General features: G+C 64.7%; 14 protein-coding genes. 4 read left to right on the top strand and 10 right to left on the bottom strand.

The window, feature by feature from the left end; all coding sequences use genetic code 11:
- Positions 1–5 precede the first annotated feature (5 nt).
- The 7 genes from Q1A53_RS12360 to Q1A53_RS12330 form a co-directional block, all read right to left on the bottom strand.
- On the bottom strand, positions 6–551 hold the full coding sequence (locus tag Q1A53_RS12360) for a sarcosine oxidase subunit gamma (protein WP_299966979.1): 546 nt from the start codon (positions 549–551) through the stop codon (positions 6–8).
- The gene (locus Q1A53_RS12355; RefSeq protein ID WP_299966977.1) at positions 544–3,462 is read right to left on the bottom strand and encodes a sarcosine oxidase subunit alpha family protein; all 2,919 of its coding nucleotides are present in this window, start codon (positions 3,460–3,462) and stop codon (positions 544–546) included. Before Q1A53_RS12355 ends, Q1A53_RS12360 begins: the two co-directional genes overlap by 8 nt.
- A complete protein-coding gene (locus Q1A53_RS12350; protein ID WP_299966974.1) occupies positions 3,459–3,734 on the bottom strand; it encodes a sarcosine oxidase subunit delta in 276 nt (91 codons plus the stop codon). The genes Q1A53_RS12355 and Q1A53_RS12350 overlap by 4 nt, the downstream gene beginning before the upstream one ends.
- A 65-nt stretch (positions 3,735–3,799) precedes the next feature.
- Entirely contained in the window at positions 3,800–5,053 is a 1,254-nt protein-coding gene (locus Q1A53_RS12345) for a sarcosine oxidase subunit beta family protein (RefSeq protein ID WP_299966971.1), read from the bottom strand.
- A 95-nt stretch (positions 5,054–5,148) separates the two neighbouring features.
- Positions 5,149–5,730, bottom strand: coding sequence for a DUF6151 family protein (locus Q1A53_RS12340; protein WP_299966968.1), 582 nt, complete (start codon positions 5,728–5,730; stop codon positions 5,149–5,151).
- A 67-nt stretch (positions 5,731–5,797) separates the two neighbouring features.
- On the bottom strand, positions 5,798–7,231 hold the full coding sequence (locus tag Q1A53_RS12335) for a Glu/Leu/Phe/Val dehydrogenase (RefSeq protein ID WP_299966965.1): 1,434 nt from the start codon (positions 7,229–7,231) through the stop codon (positions 5,798–5,800).
- A gap of 189 nt (positions 7,232–7,420) precedes the next feature.
- Positions 7,421–7,909 (bottom strand): hypothetical protein, encoded by a 489-nt coding sequence (locus tag Q1A53_RS12330; protein WP_299966962.1) that lies wholly within the window; start codon positions 7,907–7,909, stop codon positions 7,421–7,423.
- 142 nt (positions 7,910–8,051) lie between these two features.
- Here Q1A53_RS12330 and Q1A53_RS12325 point away from each other — a divergent pair, with 142 nt between their 5' ends.
- Positions 8,052–8,777: a hypothetical protein gene (locus tag Q1A53_RS12325; RefSeq protein ID WP_299966959.1), complete on the top strand. Its 726-nt coding sequence runs from the start codon at positions 8,052–8,054 to the stop codon at positions 8,775–8,777.
- An 87-nt stretch (positions 8,778–8,864) separates the two neighbouring features.
- Here the strand turns inward: Q1A53_RS12325 and der are convergent, their stop codons facing one another.
- Genes der through Q1A53_RS12310 form a run of 3 tightly spaced genes read right to left on the bottom strand, consistent with a single transcriptional unit; the run spans position 8,865 to position 12,503 of the window.
- Positions 8,865–10,361 carry a ribosome biogenesis GTPase Der gene (gene der / locus Q1A53_RS12320; RefSeq protein ID WP_299966957.1) on the bottom strand — a complete coding sequence of 499 codons (1,497 nt, stop codon included), beginning with the start codon at positions 10,359–10,361 and terminating at the stop codon, positions 8,865–8,867.
- A 51-nt stretch (positions 10,362–10,412) separates the two neighbouring features.
- Complete coding sequence (locus Q1A53_RS12315; RefSeq protein ID WP_299966955.1) at positions 10,413–11,786, bottom strand: PQQ-binding-like beta-propeller repeat protein; 1,374 nt, start codon at positions 11,784–11,786, stop codon at positions 10,413–10,415.
- Between the two features lie 39 nt (positions 11,787–11,825).
- Positions 11,826–12,503, bottom strand: a complete 678-nt coding sequence (locus tag Q1A53_RS12310) for a hypothetical protein (protein ID WP_299966952.1) — start codon at positions 12,501–12,503, stop codon at positions 11,826–11,828.
- 215 nt (positions 12,504–12,718) lie between these two features.
- Between Q1A53_RS12310 and Q1A53_RS12305 the strand changes: the two genes are divergently transcribed.
- The 3 genes from Q1A53_RS12305 (at position 12,719) to Q1A53_RS12295 (ending at position 18,399) form a co-directional block, all read left to right on the top strand.
- Positions 12,719–13,990 (top strand): efflux RND transporter periplasmic adaptor subunit, encoded by a 1,272-nt coding sequence (locus Q1A53_RS12305; protein ID WP_299966950.1) that lies wholly within the window; start codon positions 12,719–12,721, stop codon positions 13,988–13,990.
- On the top strand, positions 13,987–17,874 hold the full coding sequence (locus Q1A53_RS12300) for an efflux RND transporter permease subunit (RefSeq protein ID WP_299966948.1): 3,888 nt from the start codon (positions 13,987–13,989) through the stop codon (positions 17,872–17,874). Before Q1A53_RS12305 ends, Q1A53_RS12300 begins: the two co-directional genes overlap by 4 nt.
- A 78-nt stretch (positions 17,875–17,952) precedes the next feature.
- On the top strand, positions 17,953–18,399 hold the full coding sequence (locus Q1A53_RS12295; protein WP_299966946.1) for a DUF302 domain-containing protein: 447 nt from the start codon (positions 17,953–17,955) through the stop codon (positions 18,397–18,399).
- Positions 18,400–18,784: the final 385 nt, after the last annotated feature.

Here is an 18,784-nt window from a genome sequence, read left to right as displayed (position 1 = left end):
CTACCTTACCCGCGCGCCGCGACAGCTTCCATAGCCTCCGTGAGGTCATGAACCAGCGTCTGCGCCATGGACCGGAAAACCATGAGCAAAAAGACATCGGGGCCGGTACGGGTGACGGATCCGGTCATCTGCTTGATCAACGTGCGCGCGGTGTGGCCTTCCTCAAAGCGTGCCGGTCGCAGATCGACGGGCACCAGCCGGGCCAGAACCGCCTCCGCACCCGCACCGCTGACGCGCATTGTAGCCCAAGCATCCGATTGATCCGTAAGGGCAGCGCTCTGCGCGAGTGAGGGATCCGCCGCCGGTCCCGCGAGCAGCACGGTGTCGTGTCCGAACCAGATCGCGCGCGCGGCATCCGTTCCGGTGGTGCGATTCGGTTCAGGCCAGGGGATGCCATGGGCCGCCTCCATCCTCTGAGCCGACAGCCGCCGCTGGCCCAAAAACGGCGATACGGTAGTGAGCCGACCCAGCTCCACTTCCGTCACGGTCAATGTGCCGATCCTCAGCGGCAGCGATCCGGCACAGGGGGATCGGTCGGTCAGATCAACCACGCAGCCTGCTCCCGTCCGGATCCACAAAGACCGGCGCGCAGATCTCTACCATCACATCGACGCCGCGCATGTGATCCACCAGCCGCATGGTATCGCCGATCCGCCCGCGGCCCCCGGCAACAAGGCCAAGCGCGATGTGATGACCCAGCGTCGGCGAGAAGGCAACCGAGGTGACATGCCCGCGGCTCGTCTCGCGCCCAACCGCCGCGCCCCGGTCGAAAAGATGCGCGCCGGCACTCAGGCTCACGTCACCCCCCGCAGGTCTGATCCCCACAAGCTGCCCCCTGTCCTCCGCCACCAGCCCCGGGCGTGCCGCCATTGTCTTGCCGATGCAGTCTTTCTGCCCGCTGATCATGCGCTCAAGCCCCAGATCAGATGCCGTGGTGCGCCCATCCATCTCCGCATGGGTGATGTGTCCCTTTTCGATCCGCAGCACGTTGAGCGCCTCCACACCGTAGGCCCCGCCGCCCATCGCCTCCGCGCGGCGGACGAGCGTGGTGAAAAGGCTCTCGCCGTAGCGGGCGGGCACTGCTATCTCATAGGCATGCTCGCCCGAAAACGAGATGCGAAAGAGCCGGGCCGCGACACCGCCGATGGTCACCGGGCCACAGGCCATGAAGGCCCAGGCCTCAGCATCCACCGGGTCGTCCAGAAGGTCATTCAGCAAGGCGCGCGCGCCTGGCCCGGCCACCGCGAACTGGGCCCAATGTTCGGTGACGGACATCAGTCGCAGATCAAGCCGGGGGCAATGAGCCTGATGCACGAACTCCAGATGCCGCATCACCAGACCCGCCGCAGCGGTCGTCGCGGTCAGCAAGAAGTGCTCCGGCCCAAGCCGCGCGGCGGTGCCGTCATCCATGACGAAACCGTCTTCGCGCAGCATCAGACCGTAACGCACCCGCCCCGGCGCCAGCGTCGACATGCGGTTGCTGTAGACGACATCGAGAAACGCCGCCGCATCGGGCCCCTGCACGTCAATCTTGCCCAAGGTCGAGACATCGCACACGCCCACGGCCTGCCGCACATATGCCACCTCCCGGTCGCAGGACTGGCGCCAGTGGTTCTCCTGCGTCTGCGGGAAATAGCTGTGGCGTCGCCACAGCCCCGCCTCGATCATCGGCGCACCGCGCGCCACGGCAGCACCATGCGAGGTGATCCGCCTTTCGGGCGCAAAGCCCGCGCCCTGCCCGCCTGCACCAAAGGCCGCCACACTGACGGTCGTGTAGGGCGGTCGGAACGTGGTGGTGCCAGTCTCGGGGATTTCCCGTCCGGTTACCTCAGCCAGCACCGCCAGGGCGGCCACGTTGGAGGTCTTGCCCTGATCGGTCGCCATGCCTTGCGTGGTGTAGCGCTTCATATGCTCGACGGAGCGAAAGTTCTCTGCCGCTGCCTGTGCCACATCCTTGACGCTTACGTCATTTTGGAAATCCAGCCAGGCGCGCCCCTTTCCCGGCACCGACCACAGCGGTTTGATCCGGTAGGGGGTGTCTTCCGTCTTGGGCAGCGGGGCAGCAGGGGGCACGTGCTGGCCCAAATCGCCAAGCGCCTCCCGTGCCGCCTCCTGCCCCGCGCGCAAGCAGGCGGCTGTGCTGAAATCCCCGGCACAGGCACCTGCGGCGACCATCCCCGGCACGCTGCCCGCGGTCGGCACGAAAGCGGCAATATCCGCGCGCCAACCCGGGCGTGCATTCATGTGACAACTCAGATGTACCGTCGGGTTCCAGCCGCCCGAGACCGCGAGGCAATCGGCGTCGATCTCGCGTATCCCGCGATCTGTCTTGACGGTGATCTGCCGCAGCCCAAGGCGACCGCGGGTGCCCGTCACCACGGCACCTGCATGAAACGGCACATCCGCGAGATCGCAGGTCGCATCGGCGCGGCTGTCGATGACCGCGGCCACTTCGACCCCCGCCTCCGAGAGATCGCGTGCCGTCCGGTGGGCATCGTCGTTGTTGCCGAACACCGCGATCCGCTGACCCGATGCCACCCCCCAGCGGTTGAGATAGGCGCGCACCGCGGAGGCTGTCATAATGCCGGGTCTGTCGTTGTCGGCAAAGGCCACCATCCGCTCCTGTGCCCCGGCAGCAAGGATCACCCGTTCGGCGACGATCCGCCAGAACGTCTCGGCGGGTCGGTCAGGGCCACCACGCTCCAGCGCACCGTAGGTGCCGTGATCATAGGCCCCCACGACGGTGGTCCGCGTCATCAGGCGCGCATTGGGCAGATCGGCCAGTTCCGCCGCAGCCGCCGCGGCCCACCCCGCCCCGGGCACGCCGCTGACAAGGTGCGTTTCCGCATTGAGCCGCCCACCCGGCAGGCTGTCCTCATCCACCAGCAGCACATCAGCGCCCGCACGGGCCGCCGTCAGCGCAGCCATCAGCCCGGTCGGACCAGCGCCGATCACCAGCAGATCGCAAAAGGCATAGGCCTTCTCAAACCTGCCGTCTGCAGGATCACCGTTGAGCGCACCCAGCCCCGCCGCCCGCCGGATTATCGGCTCGTAGAGCCGCTCCCAGAACCCGCGCGGCCACATGAACGTCTTGTAGTAAAACCCAGCCCGCAGAAACGGCCACATCAGATCGTTGAGCGCCATGGCATCGAACCGCAGCGACGGCCAGGCATTCTGCGCGCGTGCCTCCAGCCCGGGGGCGATCTCTTGGAGGGTCGCGCGCACGTTCGGCTCCTGTCGCCCGCCGCGACCCACGGTGATCAGCGCATTGGGCTCGGCACTGTCAGCCGTCAGCACGCCGCGCGGGCGGTGATACTTGAAAGACCGGCCCATCAGCCGCACACCCTTGGCCAAAAGCGCCGAGGCCACGGTATCGCCCTCAAAACCGGTATGGCCGATACCGTCGAACTGAAAGCGCACGGGTCGCGACCGATCAACCAGCCCCTTGCCGTCGATCCTCACGCGCCCGTCTCCTCCGCCCGATCATGAACCAGCGACACCGAGGTCACAGCATGGCTGCCGCTGTGCCGCTCCACCACCAACCAGGCGCCACAGCCGGCCTCATGCTGCCACAGCTCCCGCCTACTGCCTGCCGGGTTATCGCGCACATGAAGATAAGCGTCCCAGACCGCCTGCCCGGCTTCGGGCGCGGGCCGCTCCAAAGCAACCGCGTCGCCCTGATAGTAAAACTCCCGCCGATCCCGCACCCCGCATATCGGACAGCTCAGCCGCATCCTGCCCGCCTCCCTGTCACTTTGCCAACTAAACTCCCGCCGGAGGCTCCCATCATCTGCCTCCCTCAGTGCAGGTTGTGCTGAGAGCCGCTGCCCTCTTCATCCAGGATCCCCACGCCATCGCGGAACCGGTCCAGCCGAAAAGCCGCAGCCTCGGCCTTCGGCTCTCCGGTCGCCATCAGATGGGCAAAGCAATCCCCCGAGGCTGGCACCGCCTTGAACCCGCCGTAACACCAGCCGCAGTTGAGAAAGAGCCCCTCGACCGCCGTCCGGTCAATGATGGGCGAGCCATCCGGGCTCATGTCCATGATCCCGCCCCAGCTGCGCAACAGCTTTGCCCGCCCGATCATCGGCATCAGCGCCATCCCCGCTTCCATCACATGCTCCGCCGCGGGCAGATTGCCGCGGCTGGCGTAGGAGGCATAGAAGTCGAGATCGCCCCCGAACACCAGACCGCCCTTGTCGGACTGGCTGATGTAGAAATGTCCCATCCCGAAGGTGATCACATGATCGATGCAAGGCTTCAGCCCTTCGGTCACGAAGGCCTGAAGCACATGGCTCTCGATGGGCAGACGAATCCCCGCGAGCGCCGCCACCTGGCTCGAGCGGCCTGCAACCACCATGCCCACCTTCGGCGCACGAATAGGCCCGCGGGTCGTCTCCACCCCTTTGACGGCACCGTCCTTGATCGTGATGCCGGTGATCTCGCAGTTCTGCAGCAGATCGACACCCAGCCTGTCCGCGCCGCGCGCGTAGCCCCAGGCCACAGCGTCATGGCGCGCCGTGCCGCCACGGGCGTGATAGAGCCCACCGTAGATCGGAAAGCGCGCATTGTCATAATCGAGATAGGGCAGCATGGCGCGTAGCTGCGCGCGGTCCAGCAGTACCGCATCATCGCCCTGGTTGATCATCGCATTGCCCCGCCGCACTGCCGCATCACGCTGTCCGTCGGAATGAAACAGGTTGATGATGCCGCGCTGCGAATGCATCACGTTGTAGTTCAGCTCCGCCTCGAGCCCTTCCCACAGCTTGAGCGAATGGCTGTAAAACGCGGAGTTGCCCGGCAGAAAATAGTTGGCACGCACGATGGTCGTGTTGCGCCCGATATTGCCGCTGCCGATGTGGCCCTTTTCCAGCACAGCGATGTTGGTCAGACCGTGCTTTTTCGCCAGATAGTAGGCTGTCGCCAGCCCATGCCCGCCGCCGCCGATGATCAGCGCATCATAGGCGGGCTTCGGCTCGGGATCACGCCAGTGGGGCCCCCAACCCCTGTTGCCGGTCAAGCCCTCCCTGATCACGCGCCAGCCCGAGAACCTCACGTCATCCTCCCTTTGACAGGGCAGTGTCCGGCAGTCTCCACCCGGGCGACCGTGACCGGCCGGCCCCGCAGGGGAAGAACACGCCAGAACACCGCTCAGTCACGGTAGGCAGCCGCGCGATCCTCGGCGCTGATCAGCACTGGCTGGACCACCGGCGCACCGGCCGCATCGAAGAACGGGTTCTGCCGCACCGAGCCATTGAGGTAGGCGGAAAGCGACCGCCGTACCAGCCCACCGAGCATCCTGACCAACCCCTTGTCACGGCGTGGCCCCCCCGGCAGCGCCGCCTTGGTAAACCCGTTCGTGACCACCGGACCAAAGGCATCGTGTCTCGCGAACTGGGGCCGCCACATTCCGGCGAGCGGCACCTTGGGGGAGCCAACCGTATTGGCGAGCGGTGTGTTGCAGCACGCGGCGTACCACCGATGCAGCCCCTTCGGCGACAGGCGCAGACAGGCAATCTGATCGGCACCTTGGGTGATCTCGATTTTCGCGGGCAGCACCTGCACCAAAGGGCTGCCGCCTCCCGGCTCCAGCTTGTCCACCTGACCCAGATGTCGCGCAAAGGCGCGGCAATCACGACAATAGCAAACCAGATGACAGCTGCTGCGCGGTGATGCATCCTGCACGATGCCTTTCAGTGTGCCACACCCGCAGGAAAAGCCTACATCCGTCATGCCCACCGCTCCTTGCTGTGGGCCGCTGTTGCGACCCACGGCAAAGGTTAGAGGCTGCCGAGCAGGCTCACAAGCCCTTGGCGCGGTAACTTGCGGCGACCTTGCCGATGGCCACCAGATAGGCCGCCGTTCGCAGATCCGTCACATCATCGCGTCCGTGCCAGACATCCGCCATGGACTGGTAGGCGATGCGCATCGTGTCATCGAGACCGGAGCGCACAAGCTCCAGCTCACCTGCCCCGCGCAGGTATTTATCCTTGAAGTCGGGGCTCAAGGACCAGCCCAGATCCTTGTCCTTGCTCAACCGCTCCAGCTCCGTGATCAGCAACTGGTGACGCGATTCCTCCTGCCGCCGACCCATCCGGCCAAAGCGGATATGGCTGAGGTTCTTGACCCATTCAAAGTAACTCACCGTCACACCGCCCGCGTTGGCATACATATCGGGGATGATGACCACGTTCTTGTCGCGCAGGATCTCATCCGCCCCGGCCGTGACAGGACCGTTTGCAGCCTCGATGATCAGCGCGGCCTTGATGCGATCCGCGTTCTGCAGATTGATCACACCCTCCAGTGCCGCAGGGATCAGAATGTCACACTCTTCTTCGAGAATCTTCGCGCCATTCTCAAGATAGTGCCGGTCCGCATACCCCGCGATCCCACCATGTTTGGCGATCCACTCGCGCACTTTCTCCACATCGATACCGTCGGGATTGAAAAGCGCACCGTCCCGTTCGATCACCCCGGTGATCACCGAGCCATCCTCCTCGCTGAGGAACTTGGCCGCGTGGTAGCCCACATTGCCGAGCCCCTGCACGATGATCCGCTTGCCGTCGAGATCTCCGCTCATGCCCGATTTCTTGACGCCTTCTTCATCCCGGAAGAACGCCCGCAAAGCGTATTGCACGCCGCGGCCCGTGGCCTCGACCCGACCCGCGATGCCGCCTGCATTCAGCGGTTTGCCCGTCACACAGGCGTTACCGTTGATATCCGTCGTGTGCATGCGCTTGTACTGATCGGCAATCCACGCCATCTCCCGCTCGCCCGTGCCCATATCCGGGGCCGGCACGTTCTGGCTGGGATTGATCAGGTCGCGCTTGATCAGCTCATAGGCAAAGCGGCGGGTGATCAGTTCCAGCTCATGCTCGTCCCATTCCCGCGGATCGATACAGAGCCCCCCCTTGGAGCCACCAAAGGGCGCCTCCACCAGCGCGCATTTGTAGGTCATGAGCGCGGCCAGCGCCTCGACCTCCTGCTGATCAACGCCCATGGAATAGCGGATGCCGCCCTTCACAGGCTCCATATGTTCGGAATGCACCGAGCGGTAGCCGGTGAACGTCTGGATCTTACCCCGCAGCCGCACCCCAAAGCGCACGGTGTAAGTCGCGTTACAAACGCGGATCTTTTCTTCCAGCCCCGGAGAGAGGTCCATAAGGCCCACGGCCCGGTTGAACATCTGGTCCACGCTGTCGCGAAAGCCGGGTTCCATTGTCTGGGTGTTCACTGTCTCTCTCCTTGCTGGATCTGCGGGATTTCTATCCGGGACGATTCAACCCTAGGCCGCACATCTGATTTTTGCCAGTTTTTTGAGCACCTTGTGGAAAACAGATATGGGCCACGTGGCGAGATGGCAAAAGTCGCACGGCTTGCCACGTTGGCGACCGCCACTTTGTGCCCGGAGATACGCCTCGCCTCAGCCCGCGTCGCGTTCGGCCAGCAGGACCGCGATGATCTCGGCCATGTATTTGGTCTGACGCCCCGGCGTCATCCCACCAACGCCGACCCTGCGGCCCAGACGCCACCAAAGACCCGGCCGCCAACTGCGCGCGGTGCTGTCGCTGAGGCGCAGAAGAAACCCGTTGGACGGTTTGAACGCAAAGGCCCCGCGGTCGATGCTGGTGATCTGCGACAGCGGCACGATCACGGTGCCTCCGCTGTCGCGCAACTCCGTCCGCGTCAGTTCCAGATGATGCGCAGTGGCGCGACGCATCGCATCCGCGATCATCAGCGCGCCAGCCCCCAGAGCGATCAGAAAGAGCTGCCAGCCCAGGCTGGGGGGCGCCACGATCGCCACGTAGATCACGAGAACCGCGAGCACCGCCAGCATACCGATGCCCAGCACGCGCCGCCCGACGGAGGCCTTGACGGTGGCCAGCACCTCAGTGTCGTCATGGGATCGCATAGGGGGCCTCGTCACCTGTGATGGCGCGTCCTACCCTGCGGCACGCGCGGCGTCCAGCCAGCGCGCTTGCCCTGACGGCCTGCGGTGCTACACCTCCGCACAGCAAAATCGCACGAGATTGCGAGACGAAAGGAACACTGCGATGACACCGAAGATACTGGCGCTGCTGACCTTCGTGCTGAGCCTGAGCTTTGCGGCGGCGGCCTTTCTGGTCCGCGATTTCGGAGGGTTCAGACCCGATCAGTTCCCGGTGCCGCAAAACGATCCGCCGGTGCAGCCCGCGGGCTATGCCTTCGCCATCTGGGGCGTGATCTATTTGTGGCTGGTGCTGGGCATGGGGTTTGGCCTCCTGCGACGCGCGGACAGCCCCGCGTGGCAGGCCATGCGGCCGCCCTTATGTATGTCGCTCGCCATTGGCACCCTCTGGCTGCCCGTCGCCATGCGCAGCCCCATCTGGGCAGGGATCCTTATCTGGGCAATGCTGCTGAGCGCCCTGGTGGCCCTCTTCCGCGCGCCGCGCGAGGACCGTCTGTGGGCCGCCTACCCGGTCGGTCTCTACGCCGGTTGGTTGAGTGCGGCGAGCTGTGTCCTGCTCGGCCTGCTAACGGCAGGCTACGGCTGGGTGAGCGCACCGACCGCCGCCCTTGTCTTTGTGTTTCTGGCGCTGGTACTGGCAGCCGCGGTACAATCGAACCTGGGCGGCATACCGACCTATGCACTGGCCGTCATATGGGCGTTGGTGGCCATCATCCTGCCCAACATGACAGGTGACGTCTATGTGGCGGCTCTCGCGGCAGGCGGTGCCGCGGCCCTGATCCCCCCCGCGTTCAAGGCCTGGCGGGCAGACCGCCAACGCACCGCATCCTGACACGCCGCCGCTGCCCGCACCGCACGCCCGCTCTTTCATCTTGCCGGATAAACTCCCGCCGGAGGCATAAAACCTCTTTGCCCGGCTTCAGTCCCGCCGCCGACCGTCAGTGTGTTTGCGCAGTTTTGACGGTGCCGCCTTCTTGCGCCCTTTGTACGGGTTTGCCTCGTTCTGGCCGCGCATCCACAGCCGGATCGGCGTGCCCGGCATGTCAAAGTCCAGCCGCAGCCCGTTGACCAGATAGCGATTGTAGCTTTCCGGCACCTTGTCGGGATGGCTGCACATCACCACGAAACCAGGGGGCCGCGTCTTGGCCTGGGTCATGTAGCGCAGCTTGATGCGCTTGCCTTGCGGTGCGGGAGGCGGATGCGCCTCCAGCATGCCCGACAGCCACCGGTTGAGCTGCGCGGTGGTCACCCGCCTGTTCCAGACCTCATAGGCGCGCAGGATCGCCGCATGCAGCCGGTCAAGACCCCGTCCCGTCTGGGCCGAGACCGTCACCAGCGGCGCCCCCCGCAACTGCGGCAAAAGCCGCTCAAAGCTCTCCTTGAGGTCGCGCAGCTTGCCCTGCCGGTCCTCTTCTATGTCCCATTTATTCACCGCGACCACGACCGCACGCCCCTCCCGTTCGGCCAGATCGGCGATACGCAGATCCTGCTGCTCGAAGGGGATCGCCGCATCCAGCAGCACCACGACGACTTCGGCAAACTTCACCGCCCGCAAACCGTCACCAACCGACAGCTTTTCGAGCTTTTCCTGCACCTTGGCTTTCTTGCGCATACCCGCGGTGTCAAAGATCCGCATGGGAATCACATCACCCTCAGGGTTGTCCCGGCTTTCCGGCCCCGCCCAGTCAATCCGAAGCGAGATCGCATCCCGGGTGATCCCCGCCTCTGGCCCGGTGAGCAGACGATCTTCGCCCAGGATCCGGTTGATCAGCGTCGATTTGCCCGCGTTGGGCCGCCCGACGACGGCCACCTGCAGCGGCTTGGCGGCCGTGGGCATCGGCGTCTCGGCCTCCATATCGCCCTCGTCCTCGTCGAGGGTCACATCCACCTCGGGCGCGTCCTCGGCGGCGCGCGCGGCGAAACCGTCCGCCAGCGGCATCAGATGGGTATAAAGATCGTTGAGCCCCTCACCATGTTCCGCTGACAGCCGGATGGGCTCGCCCAGACCCAGCGAATAGGCCTCCAGCACACCGGCATCCGCGGCTGCGCCCTCTGCCTTGTTCGCCGCCAGGATCACGTGGCCCGCGCGTTTGCGCAGGATGTCGGCAAAGACCAGATCGGAGGGGGTGATGCCGACCCGCGCATCCACGATAAAAAGGCACACATCGGCCATGTCCACTGCACGCTCGGTCAGACGCCGCATGCGGCCCTGCAGGCTGTCGTCGGTGACATCCTCCAGCCCGGCGGTGTCGATGGCGGTAAAACGCAGATCCGCCAGCCGTGCCGCCCCCTCGCGCAGATCGCGGGTCACCCCGGGCTGGTCATCAACCAAGGCCAGACGCTTGCCGACAAGTCGGTTAAAGAGCGTGGATTTCCCCACATTGGGCCTGCCCACAATAGCAAGGGTAAAGGACATCTCAAAGGCTCCGAGCGCTGCAACAAGCCCGCGCTTTACCCCAGATGAGCGTCAACGAAAAGCGTGCAAATCACCGTCGGTGGATACCACGTACAGCACGTTGCCCGCCACGACCGGCGCGGTCGTCGCACCGCCAGGGATCTGGGTGGAACGCACGAGCGCGCCGCTTTCGGGGTCGAACGCGCGCAACAGCCCGTCGTTGGAGGCCACGTAGATGCGCCCGCCCGCCAGAACGGGACCGTGATGCGCAAAGACTTCGGACCGCCTGCGCGGCTTGTCATTCACGAAATTGGGCATCTGCGTGCCCCAGATCCGTGTGCCATCGGAGGCATCCAGCCGCAAAAGCTCTCCGAGTTCAGAAATCACGAAAACACTGTCGCCCACGGGCAGGACCGGCCCGACGGCCCCTTCGCGCGCGGTCCACAGCCTTGCACCGGAATCGAGGTTCAGCGCCACGATCCGCCCCGCCTGATTACCCACATAGACCGTGTTGCCCGCGATCACCGGAGCGCCGGTGACGTCCTCGACCGCCCCCAGAGCCCGCGCAAACCGCTGACCCACAGCGGAGGCATCCCAGCGACGCAACCCGCCGCGACGGAACACGGCCTGCACTTCGCCGGAGCCAAAGGCAAAGATCGCCAGATCCTCCGAGACCGCAGGCGCCGGCGCGCCCAGGACGTTGTTGATATCGGGCGATGCCGACAGCTGCCACACAATGCGCCCGGTATCGGCATTGAGGGCAATGCCCGTATCATCCCCGGCGGTCACATAGACCAGACCACCCGAAATCGTGGGCCTGCCGGAGCCGGTGCCCTCGAGGTTCTGCCGCCAGATGACATTCCCGCTGGCCGCATCCAGCGCCACGAGCGCGCCATGCCCCACAGCCGCGTAGACCCGGCCCCCGTCGTAGGAAAGCCCACCACCCGTTGCCGCCGCCGCATCATCGCGTGCGGGTGCCACGTCGGTCCGCCAAACCGTCTGACCGGCCAGCGATGTGGCCGTGACCTGTGCCTGGGCGTCCAGCGTGTAGACCAGCCCCCCGGCCACGACCGGATCTGCTGTGATCCGCTGGCGGCGTCCGTCGCCTGCACCGATGTCCGCACTCCAGATCCGCTGTGGTGCACCGGACAGGGCAGCATGGCTGACCCGGAAGGCGGGTGAGCCGATGCCTTGGGGCCACTCCGTATTGCTTTGCGCGGCGGGCAGTCGGATCGCGCGCGGGGCGTCCCGGGTCACGGCGGCAAGCGTGCTCGTATCCCCGTCAGCAATCGCAGAGCGGATGTCTTCGCGCTTGCCGGGCAAAATGGTATCGGGCTCGTTGCAGGCGCTCAGCAGGCTCGCCACCGCCAGCACGGCGAGGCCATATCGCCCCCGATTTGAGGTTGTCGGAAACTGCATCATCGCCTGCTCGCCTTCGCTATTCATCGTCCGCCGCAAGAGCGGCTTTTTGTGCAGTGAGCGGCGTCAGTTGCCGCTGCCCGCCGCCCCGCTCGTATCAGGGGTTCCCCCCAGGGCCACAATCACCTGTAAGGCGCGTTGTTGCAAGTCCGCGGTCACACCCGCATCGTCCAGGATGTCCTGATACCGCGCAATCGCAGCGTCGGTTTCGCCTTCGGCAACGTCGATCAGCGCCAGCTGTTCCAGCGCAAGAAGCCGCAGCGGTGCGCCGGGTTGGGCCAGTGCCTCGAACTGCTGGCGACGGGTGGCTGCGTCCAGCGTCTCGGCCTGCAGTGTCAGCGCCTTGAAGGCCGCGACCTGCCGGTAGATCTCGCCAACCTCGGGCAAGGTCGCAGCCGCGTTGAGCTCCGCCACGGCGGCCTCCACATCGCCTGCCTCTTCCGCCGCAGCGGCGGTCAGCATTGCCAGAAGCACCCGGGCCGTGGGGGCCTGCGCTGTGACGTCTTCCAGTGCGAATTGCCGCGCCTCGGGCGTGTCCTCGCTCAGCGCCCCCAGCATCGCATCGCCGAGCGCCTCCGCCTCGGCGCGCGCCGCGGCCTTGCGATATTCCGACCAGGCCGCCCCGCCGACGATCAGAACGACGACCAGCCCCCCGATCCAGCCGTATCGTTTGAGCAGGCCGAAAAGCCGGTCGCGACGGACCTCTTCGTTGACCTCTTCGATGAAACTGTCGGTATCGCTCATACTCACCTGCCCACGCTCGTGTTGCGCTCCTCTTAGCCTGACCGGGATGGCAAGCCAAGACCCCCGGCTGTGCAGGTTTTCGCCCAGTTCACAAACCTTGCCAAAATAACAGATCTGAACTGGTCAGTTCACCGTATTTATCGTAAGAGAAAGTGCTGCTCCGGCCAGGCGCGCGGACACCTGACACCGGTGGCATCCAAGATGAGGCGATCGCGATGCGTATCTTTTCCATTCTGGCAGCCCTGCTGGTCGCGGCCCTGCTGGCTGTTTTGATCCTCGACCGTCCGGCAGTCATGGCGTTTTTCGGTAGCGACACACCAGAAGAGAGCATCGAGGCAGACGAGACACCGAGCACAAGCGCGGAGGCGGCAGAAGACCTCGTTCAGGTGCTTGTCACCCGCTCGGTCGCGCGCCAGATCGACACGGCGGTGGTTCTGCGCGGTCAGACAGAAGCCGCACGCACCGTTGACGTGCGTGCAGAAACCTCTGCAATCGTCGCCTCAGAGCCGCTGCGCAAAGGCCGTGCGGTCACCGCGGGCGAACCGATGTGTATGTTGGAGGAAGGCACGCGCGGCACGGCACTTGCCCAGTCCGAGGCCCAGCTTGACGAGGCCCGGGCGCGGGTCCCAGAGGCCGAGGCGCGGCTGACCCAGGCACAATCCCAGTTGCAAGAGGCGCGCATCAACCTCAATGCGTCCTCCAAGCTGAGCGAAGGCGGTTTTGCCTCGACCACCCGTCTGGCCAACACGGAAGCTGCCGTCGCCACCGCCGAGGCAGGTGTGGAGAGCGCGCGTGCCGGGCTACAGGCTGCGCAATCGGGCATCCGCGGCGCGCAGGCGAGCGTCGCCACGGCCCAGAAGGAACTTGAACGGCTGGTGATCCGCGCGCCCTTTGACGGGCTGTTGGAGAGTGATACGGCAGAGCTCGGCGCGTTGTTGCAGCCCGGATCGCTCTGCGCCACGGTCATCCAGCTCGACCCGATCAAGCTGGTGGCCTTCGTGCCCGAAACAGAAGTTGCGCGGGTCAGCGTCGGCGCACCGGCGGTCGCACGGCTGGTCAGCGGTACCGGTGCGCTGACCGGCGGAGCAGACGCCGCGAGCGGACAAGAGGTGCGCGGCGAAGTGTCGTTTCTGTCAAGCTCGGCAGACGAGATGACGCGGACCTTCCGGGTCGAGATGCAGGTGCCCAATCCCCAAGGCCGTATCCGGGACGGGCAGACCGCAGAAATCCTCATCTCGGCGGAGGGCGCCGAAGCGCATCTGCTGCCGCAGTCCGCCCTGACGCTCAATGACGACGGCATGCTGGGTGTGCGGACGGTCGATACCGAGGCCATCGTGGACTTTCATCCCGTCACACTCATGCGCGATACTCCCGAAGGCGTCTGGCTCACCGGTCTGCCGCCCGAGGCCGATGTCATCGTGCGGGGGCAGGAATTCGTGATCGCCGGCGTCAAGGTGGATCCGACCTACCGGGAGCTTGGCCAATGACGGGGCTTGTCGACTGGGCCGCAGGCCGGGCGCGTATGGTCATCGCTTTCATCATGCTCAGCATCGTGGTCGGCGGCTATGCCTATACCACCCTGCCGAAAGAGGGCGAACCGGACATCGAGATCCCCGCGCTTTTCGTCTCGGTCCCGTTCCCGGGCATCTCTGCCGCGGACAGCGAGACGCTGCTCGTCCAACCGATGGAGACGGAACTGGCCGATCTCGACGGGCTGGACGAGATGTCCGCTACGGCCGCCGAAAACTACGCCGGTGTCGCATTACTGTTCGAGTTTGGCTGGGACAAGACCAAGATCCTCGCGGATGTGCGCGATGCCATGGGCCGGGCTGAGGCGGATTTCCCCGATGGGGCCGAGCAGTATTCCATCACAGAGATCAACTTCTCCGAATTTCCCATCGTCGTGGTGAACCTCACCGGCCCGGTGCCGGAGCGGACGATGATCCGCGTTGCAAAGGACCTGCAGGACGAGCTTGAAAGCCTTGATGCGGTGCTGGAAGCAGGCATCGCGGGCAGCCGCGATGAGATGATCGAGGTGCTGATCGATCCCTTGCGGCTGGAGGCCTACAACGTGACCGCGGGCGAGCTGCTGGATGCCGTGCGAAACAACAATCAGCTGATCGCCGCGGGGGAGATCGACACGGCGCAGGGGGCTTTTTCGGTCAAGATCCCGTCTTCCTTCGATGAACCTCAGGACATCTACGATTTGCCCATCAAGACCAACGGCGACCGGGTGGTGACCCTGGGCGATCTGGCCGAGATCAATCCGACCTTCGAAGACCGCACCGGCACCGCACGGTTCAACGGCGGTAACACGGTTGCTTTGCAGATCGTCAAGCGCAAGGGGTACAACCTGATCGACACCACCGGGTTGGTCAAACAGGTGATCGCCGAGCAAAGCGCGCTCTGGCCCGAGGGGTTGCGCGCGGCGGTGGAGGTCGGCACTTCCAACGATCAGTCACGCATCGTTGACGGCATGGTCCAGCAGCTGCTGGGCTCGGTCTTTACGGCCATCGCGCTGGTGATGATCGTGTCGCTCGCCGCCCTGGGCATCCGTGCCGCACTGCTGGTGGGCTTTGCGATCCCCACATCCTTCCTGCTCTGTTTCGCCTTTCTGGCGCTCATGGGCATCTCCGTCTCGAACATCGTAATGTTCGGGCTGATCCTCGCCGTCGGCATGCTGGTGGATGGGGCCATCGTGGTGGTGGAATACGCCGACAAGCGCCAGCAGGAAGGCATGGGGCCGATGCAGGCCTATGTGGACTCGGCCAAGCGCATGTTCTGGCCTATCATCTCCTCCACCGCGACGACGCTTTGCGCCTTTTTGCCCATGCTTTTCTGGCCCGGCGTCCCGGGGGAGTTCATGGGGATGCTGCCCGTTACGCTGATCTTCGTGCTGTCTGCCAGCCTCGTGGTGGCGCTCATCTACCTGCCCGTCATGGGCGGCGTCACCGGACGTCTGGAGCGCTGGATGTCGGACTATATGGAAGTCGTGGCGAAGTTGCCGCTGTATTTCCATCTGCCACTGGCTATTCCCGGCGTTCTTATCCTGTATGTATTCGCGGTTATTATCTTCGGCCTGTTCCTTGGTATGCTTGGCATTGAAACTGCGGGACCGCCGCCCGCTAGCGATCCGGACGCCCCGCCGCCGTTTCCCTTTTCGTTCATTCAAGATCAATTCGCGGCAATGGACTCGCTCGATATCCTCGGGTCGGTTTTGCCAACTCTGGCCATTGTTTTTGCAGTCATAGCAGCGACCACTGCTGGGGTTGGGGTCGCTCTCATTCTGGCGCTGGTCTTTGTCGTTTCCGCACTGGGGCTTCTTCTTCGCATGGGGCGCTTTGGCAGATGGCTGGCCAGCAAGTTCTTTGCAAAAGAACCGCCAGAGATACGTTCAGGCTATCGCCGTTCCCCCTTCGGACACGTCATCGCGGGCATTGCGGGCAACCCGGTGATGCCGCTGGTGATGGCAGGTGCGGTCTTTGTCTTTGTCGGCTCCGTGCTGATGTATTTCGTCAACAACAACAACGGCACCGAGTTCTTCGTGGAATCCGAGCCGGAGCAGGGCATCGTCTACGTGCTGGCCCGCGGCAACCTCAGCCTGGAGGAGAAAGATGATATCGTGCGCGAGGCCGAGGAGATCGTCTTGGCACACCCCGGCATCATCAATGCGTTCTCCTTTGCGGGCGCGGGCGGGCTCAATACCGATACCAGCGGTGGCTCGACACCGCAGGACACCATCGGCCAGGTCCAGTTCGAAACGATCCCTTGGGTCGACCGCGCAGATCGGCCCGATCTGGACGGTGACGTGGTAATCGCCGAGCTGACCGAAGCGCTCCAGCAGATCCCCGGCGTCCGGGCGGAGATCCTCGACATTGCGCAGGGTCCGGCCAGCGGCAAACCGGTGCATCTGAGGTTCCTCGGCGATGACTTCGGCGCCTTGGCGGAGGCAGCGACACTGGCCCGCGCGCAGTTCGAACGCACGCCCGGGCTCGCGCTGATCGAAGACACCCGCCCCCTGCCCGGGATCGACTGGCAGATCGACGTGGATGTGGAGAAAGCGGGCCGCTACGGAGCCGATGTGGCGACCGTGGGCGCCATGGTTCAACTGGTCACCCGCGGCCTGATGCTCGACACTATGCGGGTGGATACCTCAGACGAGGAGATCGACATCCGCGTGCGCCTGCCAGAGAAAGACCGCGTGCTCTCCACCCTCGATACGCTGAAAGTCCGCACGCCGGACGGGCTGATCCCGCTGTCGAATTTCATCACCCGCAAGCCCGTTCCCAAACTGGCCGAGATCAACCGCATCGACCAGGAACGCTATTACGATGTGAAGGCCGATGTGGCCGTGGGGCTGATGAAGGTGGTCGAGACACGGCGCGAGAACGGCATTGATACCGACATCACCCTCGCCACCCTGCGCCCGGCTGGGGCAGATGCGGATCTGACCACCGCAGAGGGCATCGGCTACAAGATCACCGACAGGCAGGCCGAGCCCGGCCGGAACCTGCAGGCGGGCCTTGATGCGGGCACCCTGCGGCTTGTGCCGATCAACGCCAACGAACGCATCGCGGTGCTGACAGAGTGGCTGGACAGCACCGCCCTGCCCGACGGTATCAGCTATGAATGGACCGGTGATCAGGAGGAGCAGGCCGAAAGCCAGGCCTTCCTGCAGACCGCCTTCTCCGCGGCGCTTGGTCTGATGTTCATCATCCTGCTGGCGCAGTTCAACAGCTTTTACAACGCCGTCCTGGTGCTGCTGGCGGTGGTGCTGTCGACCACAGGCGTGTTGATCGGCATGCTGGTGATGGATCAGACCTTCTCCATCATCATGACCGGAACGGGCATCGTGGCGCTGGCGGGCATTGTGGTGAACAACAACATCATCCTGATCGATACCTATCAGGAATACGCGCAATACATGCCACGGATCGAGGCGATTATCCGCACCGCACAGGCGCGCATCCGGCCCGTGCTGCTGACCACGATCACCACCATGGCCGGACTGGCACCGATGATGCTGGGCCTCAGCCTGAACTTCGCCGAGGGTGGCTATACGGTGAACAGCCCGACGGCGCTCTGGTGGAAGCAACTGGCCACGGCGGTCGTCTTCGGTCTGGGGATTGCGACGGTGCTGACGCTGGTGGTGACGCCCTCGATGCTGGCCATCCGGGTCTGGGCCACCACCTACGTGCAGTGGATCGCAACCGCACTGGCCAAGCTTTCCATGGGCCGGGCCAGCCGCGCCGCACGCGACTGGGCGCTGCAGAAAGACGCCCGCCGCGTCGTTTCGGGCGAGATCCTGTGGGAGGACCCGACACCCCCGGCCCCCGCCGACCGGCCTGCGCAGGTCCGCGCAGCTGAATAACGCCTGTCACGCAGCTGTGAGGCGACACCCTCAAACAGCGTGGTAGAAGGCCCTCGCACTTGCCAAGAAGGAAAGCACATGACCCGACCCATTCTCGCCGCCAGCCTCGCCCTGATGGGCACCACCGCGGCTGCCGATCTCATCGAAAAAACCAGCCCCCATTCCGTGGCCGACACCATCGACCGGCTGGAAGCCGCGGTCGAGGCCGCCGGCGCCACCGTTTTTGCCCGCGTTGATCATGCCGCAGGTGCGGCATCGGTCGATATGGATCTGCGCCCCACCCAGATGCTGATGTTCGGCAACCCCAAGCTCGGCACACCGGCCATGCTGGATGGTCAGACCGCCGGGCTCGACCTGCCGCTGCGGGTTGTTGCCTACGCGGATGCGGAGGGTGTGGTGCATGTGGCCTATCACGATCCCGCCGATCTGGCAGCGACGCACGGTCTGGCAGCGGATGCGAAATACATCACCATGATGACCGGCGCGCTCGACAAGCTGACCTCCAAGGCGGTGGCCGCGGAATAAGCCGGACGATCGTTGCACAGAACCGTGGCTCTGTCCGCCGCCGGCAGGTGATAGGCAGAGCCACGGTTTTCAGTGTCACACCCCCGCAGCGATGACCTGCACAAATCTGACCGAATGCCGAGCGGTCCCGCGCCCGTTGACCCGACCGAAGGAAAGACCAGCGCCGACACCAAGAGTCAAAACCCGATTTCAGAAAGTGCGCCCCATATACAGAATGAGACCCGGCATAAAGAAAGACCCCGACCGGAGATGGGCATTACCTGACCGCATCTTTTTCGGGCATGGTGCATGTGCCATATTGGCAGGCACATATCTGGCGACACCGCCACTGCCCGGCTTTTACGCCGAGAGAATCATCCCGGGTGACGGGTTTGCGGGCAACCAT

Origin of the sequence: uncultured Roseobacter sp., from assembly GCF_947496515.1 — a bacterium.
Taxonomy (GTDB): domain Bacteria; phylum Pseudomonadota; class Alphaproteobacteria; order Rhodobacterales; family Rhodobacteraceae; genus Roseobacter.
Note: the sequence above shows the minus strand (reverse complement) of the source record. Positions and strands in the feature narration are given on the sequence as shown.

Coding starts and splice junctions, on each gene's coding strand:
- Q1A53_RS12350 (WP_299966974.1), bottom strand. CDS start 3,734: ATGCGGCTGAGCTGTCCGATATGCGGGGTGCGGGATCGGCGGGAGTTT.
- der (WP_299966957.1), bottom strand. CDS start 10,361: ATGTCCTTTACCCTTGCTATTGTGGGCAGGCCCAATGTGGGGAAATCC.
- Q1A53_RS12305 (WP_299966950.1), top strand. CDS start 12,719: ATGCGTATCTTTTCCATTCTGGCAGCCCTGCTGGTCGCGGCCCTGCTG.
- Q1A53_RS12310 (WP_299966952.1), bottom strand. CDS start 12,503: ATGAGCGATACCGACAGTTTCATCGAAGAGGTCAACGAAGAGGTCCGT.
- Q1A53_RS12295 (WP_299966946.1), top strand. CDS start 17,953: ATGACCCGACCCATTCTCGCCGCCAGCCTCGCCCTGATGGGCACCACC.
- Q1A53_RS12300 (WP_299966948.1), top strand. CDS start 13,987: ATGACGGGGCTTGTCGACTGGGCCGCAGGCCGGGCGCGTATGGTCATC.
- Q1A53_RS12330 (WP_299966962.1), bottom strand. CDS start 7,909: ATGCGATCCCATGACGACACTGAGGTGCTGGCCACCGTCAAGGCCTCC.
- Q1A53_RS12315 (WP_299966955.1), bottom strand. CDS start 11,786: ATGAATAGCGAAGGCGAGCAGGCGATGATGCAGTTTCCGACAACCTCA.
- Q1A53_RS12340 (WP_299966968.1), bottom strand. CDS start 5,730: ATGACGGATGTAGGCTTTTCCTGCGGGTGTGGCACACTGAAAGGCATC.
- Q1A53_RS12325 (WP_299966959.1), top strand. CDS start 8,052: ATGACACCGAAGATACTGGCGCTGCTGACCTTCGTGCTGAGCCTGAGC.